Below are 7717 nucleotides of genomic sequence, written 5' to 3'. Positions count from 1 at the left end.
CGCCGTTTTCTGCCATGGCGGACGCCCAGGCCAGCTCACTGCGGGCATCGTAATTCTCCGGGTCGGTCAGCAGAACCCGAATGTTGCGGGTGACGCTGCGCATGACGGCTTCGTTAATATCGTCGGACAGGTTGTTTTCATCCGGCTTGCCGAAGTAGGTCTCCATGGCGTGGCTCAGGGTATCAAACGCACCGGAAATGACCTGCTTCATGGGAACGGACAGCGTGTAGCTGGGGTCAAGGAAGGCAAAATCCGCCTGTGCGCCCCAAAGAGCGCCCTTGATCTTCTTTCCCTCGTGGGTGATGACGGCACCGTTATTCATCTCGCTGCCGGTACCGAACACCGTGACGATGGTGCCGAGGGGGATAAACTCCGTTGGGAATGTGTGCTTGGTGTTCTCCAGTTCCCAAATGTCCTCGTCCAGTTTGGCCTGCGCGGAGATGACTTTGCAGCAATCAGAGACGCTGCCGCCGCCCACGGCGAGGATGAGGTCAACATGATTCTCCCGCGCCAGCTTTGCGCCCTCCTGCGCCTTGGCATAGGTGGGGTTGGACATGATTCCGGAGAACTCCACGACTCGCTTTCCCTTGGCGTTCAGAATGCCCATCACCTCGTCATAGACACCGTTGCGCTTGATGGAGCCGCCGCCATAAGCCAGCATGACGGTGTCGCCGTAGTGATCCAGCAGGCAGCCCAGATACTCCTTCACGCCGCCCTTGCCAAAATACACCTTGGTCTTGTTTTCAAAAATAAAGTTGTTCATAAAAACGCATCCTTTCTGAATGTTATTTCTTCATTTGCTGTTCCCAAAAGGCGACGGCATCATTGATCCAGCCTTCGACGCTGGTTCCAGTCCCAAGTCCAAAGCCGTGCCCCAGACCGGAATACACATGAAACTCCGTGTCGATCCCGGCCTGCTGCATGGCTTCGAGCCGCGCCTGCATGACCCGCCAGTTGGCGATGCCGTCCCTGTCACCGACACAGGCATAGGTGGGCGGATCACTTTCGGAATACTCGCTCAGTCCCGTGTACTGCATGATGACCGCACCGGGACGGGGCAGATCGCCGCCGCCAAAAGCTTCTGCACCGTAAGACCCAAGCCACGCCGCCATCCGCGCTCCCGCTGAGCCGCCCCATAGGGAGTAGCAGCCGGTGTCCACTTCCAGTTCGTCCGCATGGGCAAAGATGAAGCGGATGGCTCTTGCCAAGTCCTCGCAGGCAGTCTGTGCGCCGGGGCGATAAATGAGAGCGAAGGCGTTGTAGCCCTTTTGAGAAAGCTCCAGCGCATGAGGGAAGCTGTCCTGCATGGCGCCCACATAGGCAAAGGCACCGCCTGCATTGCAGATAGCGAATTTCTCGCCGGGGACTCCCTTGAAGAAAAACAATCCTGTATCTTCTTTGGCAGGGTCAGCCGCCTTTTCCTCGTCAGTGTAAATGTCATAGAAGATGGTTTGGCCGTCCGCTGCCCGCTCTCGCAGAGTGTTCACGATCTCCACCGTTTCGTCTGGATCAATATGGCTGTAGTAGGTCAGCCCGAGTTCTTCCAGAGTGTCGCCGCTGTAATAATACTCGTCCGTTGGAAACAGCAGCCGCCCGAAGCCGTCAAAGGACGGAGCATTGATGACATCTTCGATTTTTGTATTGCGAGTAAAGAGTTCGGTTTTATTTTGCACGGCGGTTTTATTTTGCATGGATTCGTTCACTTCCTCGTCTACCGCGCCAGAGCTGCATCCGGTCAAGAATAGCATGACGCATAGAACTATTGCCATGTATGAGACTGGTTTCATGGGTTCGACCACCTTTTGTTTTCTGCCATTATTATAAAAAAAGCGAGACTTCCGCGGAAGTCTCGCTTTGTTCATCAGTATATACCTTTGAGTTATAATCAGCCGTACAGTTCTTTTCTGACGGCCTTCGCCGCATCCAGAAACCGCCGCACCGTCGGTGTCGGCTCCGGGGAATGGAGGATGCCGTAGGGGATGTTGTGTTCCCATTCGACAGGAATGACCTTTAGAAGCGGATGGACATTCGCCCAGCCGGGAATCGCCAGCAGCACATCGTTGGTGTTCTCGCAGCGGTTGAACACGTCCATGCTGTAAAAATCAAAATCCACAATGTGAATTTGCGGGTGGTGCTGCCACAGATCGTCCCGAAGCTGATCGACATAGTGGCTCCATCCCCGGTGCATCAGCAGCAGATTCTCCCCATAGAGGTCAGAAACTTGCAGCTTGTCTTTGTCCGCCAGCCGGTGGTGGATGGAGACTGCACAGCAGAAGCGCCCCCGCGTCAGCTCCAACCCAGCACAGCCCCGCAGGTGCAGCATGGTCTCATCAAAAATACCGCCTACTACATCAATGTTCTTTCCGAGATTTGCAAGGATCTCTCTCGCATTTTCCGGGGTGTTCTCAAAGGGCACGATCTGGAATTTAATGTCGGGGTGCAATGCTTGCACTCTCGACCAGAGATCCATCAAAAGCTGTGCGGGCGTCATGGGGGACGAACCGATGCGGATGATATTCTCATCCTCCTGCATGGCGTTTTTTGCCCGAGTCACGGAGTCCCGGCAATACTGGATGATATATTTTGCATCCTGATACATAGAGCGTCCAGCTTTTGTGAGTTGCAGCCCCCGGTGGCTACGGTCGAAGAGCTTCACGCCGAGGGATTCTTCTAAAAGATTGATCTGCTTGATGACAGCCGTGGGCGTGATGTAGCTTTCTTCGGCGGCTTTGTTGAAGCTGCCTGCATCCGCCACGCGCAGAAAAGTTTCAAGCTGTGGGTTATACATGAAGCACCTCCTTTATTTTATAGCATTCCAAAATATTTCAATGCCTCCGTAATGGCTCTTTCCTTTTCCGGTGGGCATTGTGGCTGCCTGGCATCCTCGGATTTCGGCTTATTATAGTTCTCGCGCTCAATAATGCCGTGTTTCTGCTTTACCTGAGCGATATAAAGACTGCTGACCTTCAAACCGCTGTGTTCCAGAACATAATCCTTGATTTGTCCATAGGTTGCCATTCCTCTTTTATCCTGCACCATTTCTTCCACATCCACATCAATATTGATATGTGTCACAGGATTTCTCAGAACTAAGAGACAAACCGTCTCCACATGCTCGGTGAACGGGAACATGTCCACGCCTACGCCCTTCGCCACACGGTAACCTTTCTTCTTAAAATACTTCAGGTCCCTGACCAGTGTCTCGGGATTGCAGGAGACGTAGACGATCCGTTCCGGGCCGATCCGGACTACGGAGCTCATGAATTCTTCGGTGCTGCCGCTTCTGGGGGGATCCATCAGGACCACATCGACCTTCGCGCCCTGTCCAGCCATCTCCACGAGGAATTTCCCGGCATCGTTCTGGTAGAACTGGATGTTGCGGATCTGGTTCGCCTTGGCATTGTTGCGGGCATCCCGTACAGCATCGGCATTTAACTCCACACCGATGACCTTGCCGGCCTTGTCGCTGGCGATCATGCCGATCGTTCCGGTTCCGCAGTAGGCATCCACCACAGTCTCTTTGCCGGTGAGTCCGGCATACTCCAAAGCTTTCCCATAGAGTATCTCGGTCTGTACCGGATTCACCTGATAGAAGGATTTGGGAGAAATACGGAACCTCTTTCCGCACAGTTCATCCTCAATGTATCCCTTGCCATAGATCACATGCTCCTTGTCTCCAAGTACCATGCTGGTATTTCGATTGTTGACATTGATGACCACAGTGGTGATCTCCGGGTGCAGTTTCAACAGTGCCTTCACAAAATTATTCTTGGAGGGCAGGATTGGGGAAGCCAGTACCAGCACCACCATGATCTGTCCGGTAACATGGCCGGTCCGGATCAGCACATGGCGCAGCAGCCCATACCCGGTGTCCTCATTGTAAGGGCGGATATGAAAAGATTTCAGCAGCCCTCTTATAGAGACAATGATCTCATCCGCATTGGCATTCTCGATCAGGCAGCTGTCCACGGGAACGATCCGGTGGCTCTTCTGTTCATAAATGCCGGAGATGGCATCGTGATACCGGTTCTCGCCGAATACCGCATGTACCTTGTTCCGGTAATGCTCCGGGTGCTCCATGGGAATGACACCCTCGACCTTGCAAAAAGGAGCCAGAAGCTCCTTTAATTGCTTTTCCTTATTCTTCAACTGTTCCACATAGGGCTTGTTGATCCAGCTGCACCCGCCGCATTTATCAGCCACCGGGCAGAGACCACTCTTCTTTTTAACAGCCGTCTTTTCCCGGCCCTGTCCTACGGGCACCCGGTTTTCCTTGCCTGCCGGCACTTTAGTTTTTCCCGCCGCATTGGCTTTTCCCGTTGCTTTGGTCTTTTCCGTCCCTTTCGCAGGTCCGGATGTTCTTCTGTCATTTCTGTTATCGTTCTTCATCATTCCGCCTGACTTCATTTAGTCATCCAGTCTTCTCATTTCTGTGTAAGCCAAAAGCAGCGGTCCCACACCCTTGGCATCGTCTTCCACGATGGGCTCGGACATATAATACTCGAAGCTGCCGTCACGCCGACGGTTATCCTCAGGTCCCAGTCCTGCCACGAGGCAGATACCGCCGAGGCTTAAATGTCCATCCTTCTCCTTCAGATAACGGTCACAGATTCCCTGAAATGCCTTTAATCCATAAGCTCTGTAAGACTCCGGTAAAAATCCAAGTCTCGCACCCTTCAGCAGAGAGTATGCCATGATCGCACTTCCGCTGGTCTCTAAATAATTCGGCTCCTGACCACCCAGTGCGGGAAGCTGGTACCACATACCGCTCTCGTCCTGGAATTTTAACATGGAATCGATCAGATCCACGAATACCTTCTTCAGATTGTCATACTCTGCCTTGTACTCTTCCCCCGGCTCACATTTGCTCAGAGTGTCCAACAATGCCATGGAATACCAGCCCAGTGCTCTCAGCCAGAAATTCTGGGACAGACCGGTCTCCTTGTTACACCAGAATGCCTTTTTGGAAGCATCATAACCGTGATAGTACAATCCGGTCTTGGGATCTCTCATATATTTTACAACATTGGCAAACTGATGAAAAATGTCATCATAGTGCTTCTTGTCATCGAATTTGGTCTCATACTCCATGTAGAAGGGCTGTCCCATGTACATGCCGTCCAGCCATACCTGATTGGGATAGATCTTCTTGTGCCAGAAGTTGCCTTCCTCGGTGCGGGGCTGGGTCTCCACCTGGCTGTAGATCAGGTCGATGGCCTTGCGGTATTTTTCCTTACCATTCAGGGCATACAATGCGAACAGAGTCTTGCCCGCATTGACATTGTCAATATTATATTCTTCCACGGAATACTTGGTGATGGTACCGTCTTCCTGCACTCTGTGGTCAATAAATGCATCTGCGAATTCGTAATACTTCTTCTCTCCGGTGGTGCTGTAGATCTCTAAGAGTGCCAGGATCATGCAGCCGTCGATGTAGTTCCATCCGGCAGCTTTCCCCTCTCTGGCCTTCTCAATGTTCCATGCAGGGACATCCAGAGTACTCTTCTCAATCAGTTCATCAATGTATTTCTCAAAAATAGGCAGTTGCATGTATTATTTCCTCCAAATTTCTATTTTACGGCATATAGCTTTATTTTACACTTTATTTCCTGCCTAGTCAATGGGGCTGACAGGGCTCGTACCCGGCAATGGATCAATATTTTCAAATTCCACGATCCATTGTCCGTCATCCGGGAACCCCGGTGTCTGCCTGTCACAACCATCATATCCTGCCGCCATAATTGCTGCTGCCAATAACAGTGATCCATTTCCCGGCAGATACAACGGCAGGTCCTTTCGTCCTGTCTGCCGGTTATTGCCGCTTGTGACATAACAGTTCTTTGGAGATTCCTTCAATAGTAACTCTATTGCTTTCTCCGGCTTTCCTAATCTTACCGCCGTCATCGCCATCATGGCAAAATCCCATCCCCACAGGGTAGGATATTTCCAGCATTCCTCCACCAACTGCAATGTGTTGTCCATAACCGTCCTGTCTATCCGGTCACTGTCGATCAGACCAAAAGCTCCCAGCATAGAGGGGTGATCTCTGTTATACTCCGTAAATGTCGTCGGACAATTTTCATGTGCCAGGTACACGCCGTCTTTTTCCGCCAGTTTTGCTATATGCTCTGCTACCTGTTCCCAGAGTTCTTCCTTTTCCCTGCCGAGTCGTTCTGCCCACCATCCGGCGATCCGCAAGGTATCCCGGAAATACTCCACTTCAAAAGCCGGATTGCACACATCCATTGCCTTATGACATTCCTGTACCGGTATTACCGGAGCACAGATACTGTAGACTTTTTTCACCGGATCCCATCCCACAAAATCTACCATGAAATCAGCGGTTTCCTTCACCAGTTCCCAGTTCTCCTCTAAGAATCTGCGATTTCTTTTTCTGCGATATGCCATTTCCAGCATATAGATAATGTGCGGCTGCTGCCACACCAGCAAGGGCGCAATATTGGAAGGGCAGTCCACTCCTTCCGTGGCGATCATTTTCGGCCATCTTGCTCCTTTGTAGCCGTTTCTTGCCGCATTTTCTCTTGCCTGCTGCAGATGTTCCCTATACCATGCCAGGCTTCTGTCCAGCAGCTCCTCCTGATGCCACAGCGGAAGCCATGCACAATGCCACAGATACATCTCCAGATGCATTTTACCGTACCAGCTGTTACATGTCAGTCCTGTCTCCTGCGGAGGTGTTGAACCACTGGAATTGATTGCCATAAGATACTGTGACAAAATAATCCGCCGTTCCAGTTCCCTTGCTCTGGGGTCAGCGCTTTTATTCAGCTGAATGATACCGCCCCGCTCCCAGAAACGCCCACCCCCTCTTTTGGATGCGTTCATTACTTCCTGTGCAGATAAACATTCTGCCTGCTCTTTTTGTTTTCCTAACGCTATGGAGATGTCCAGTTTTTCTCCATTGGCGAAAATACGAAGGGTATGGCTGCCTTCCTTTCGGATCCTTCCTCCCTGCGCATAGATACCTGCATAATACTCATCCCTGTCCAGTTGTCTCCACAGAAGCATTTTTTCATCACTCGTCTGCAGTATCGTGGTACGGTGTCTGTCGTTCTGTGTCCAATCCGATGCGGTAATATCCGAAGCTCCATAGGGGAAATCCAGCACTATACTAATCTTTTTCTCCTTCAGTGCCTCGCTCTCCAGAGAAAAGGCCAGGATGTCTCTCCCTTCATTGTGGCAGGCGGTCCGCACTCTGCAGGCATTGTTCCGTATCTGGAATTCACTGTACAGAATCCCTTCATACAGAACCAGTTCCTGCCGCACCCCGGTGATATCTTCTGCAGAAATGCTCTCCTCTTCCCACTGCAGGCGGACCCTTACCAGATTCAGTCTGTGGGGATTTTCCCGCAGCCAGTTATAGACATCTTCATTGCCCACCTTTTTATCCTGCGGATATTTTAACAGACGTCCTTCTCTGTTTACATATTCCGTCATCACCAGATCATCCAGTGTATAATTGTACTTTTCCCTGCTTACCGGTTTCGTGTGCCATCCCCATTGTGACATTGTACACAACGGGAGTTCCTGATATTCCTCGTATAGCGTCTGCATTCCGGTGATATCCGCCGTAAAAGCAAGTTCTCCGTTTCCTACCGTAAGCGGGGAGTCCGTTGCTATCTCCGTCAGCACCGGATTATGTCCCGATATCAGTTTCTGCCTGTCTATTTTATGTTCTGCGACCATACAAATACTC

At 51.3% G+C, this 7717-nt stretch carries 6 protein-coding genes; all 6 read right to left on the bottom strand.

Annotated features, from left to right (window positions below; translation table 11 throughout):
* On the bottom strand, nt 1-763 hold a 763-nt coding region (locus tag OCV96_RS11300), incomplete at its 3' end, for an iron-containing alcohol dehydrogenase (RefSeq protein WP_262594562.1).
* Between the two features lie 22 nt (nt 764-785).
* On the bottom strand, nt 786-1691 hold the full coding sequence (locus tag OCV96_RS11295; RefSeq protein WP_262594561.1) for an alpha/beta hydrolase: 906 nt from the start codon (nt 1689-1691) through the stop codon (nt 786-788).
* Between the two features lie 194 nt (nt 1692-1885).
* Entirely contained in the window at nt 1886-2788 is a 903-nt protein-coding gene (locus tag OCV96_RS11290) for a LysR family transcriptional regulator (RefSeq protein WP_262594558.1), read from the bottom strand.
* A gap of 17 nt (nt 2789-2805) precedes the next feature.
* Nucleotides 2806-4407, bottom strand: a complete 1602-nt coding sequence (gene rlmD, locus OCV96_RS11285; RefSeq protein ID WP_262594554.1) for a 23S rRNA (uracil(1939)-C(5))-methyltransferase RlmD — start codon at nt 4405-4407, stop codon at nt 2806-2808.
* The gene (locus OCV96_RS11280; RefSeq protein WP_227061850.1) at nt 4408-5544 is read right to left on the bottom strand and encodes a glycoside hydrolase family 88/105 protein; all 1137 of its coding nucleotides are present in this window, start codon (nt 5542-5544) and stop codon (nt 4408-4410) included. It abuts the gene before it with no gap.
* Nucleotides 5545-5613: 69 nt separating this feature from the next.
* Nucleotides 5614-7707, bottom strand: coding sequence for a glycoside hydrolase family 65 (locus OCV96_RS11275; RefSeq protein ID WP_262594552.1), 2094 nt, complete (start codon nt 7705-7707; stop codon nt 5614-5616).
* Nucleotides 7708-7717: the final 10 nt, after the last annotated feature.

The organism is Waltera acetigignens (assembly GCF_025567015.1).
GTDB lineage: Bacteria > Bacillota > Clostridia > Lachnospirales > Lachnospiraceae > Acetatifactor > Acetatifactor acetigignens.
The sequence above is the reverse complement of the archived record's forward strand: the minus strand, read 5'-3'. Positions and strand labels throughout refer to the sequence as shown.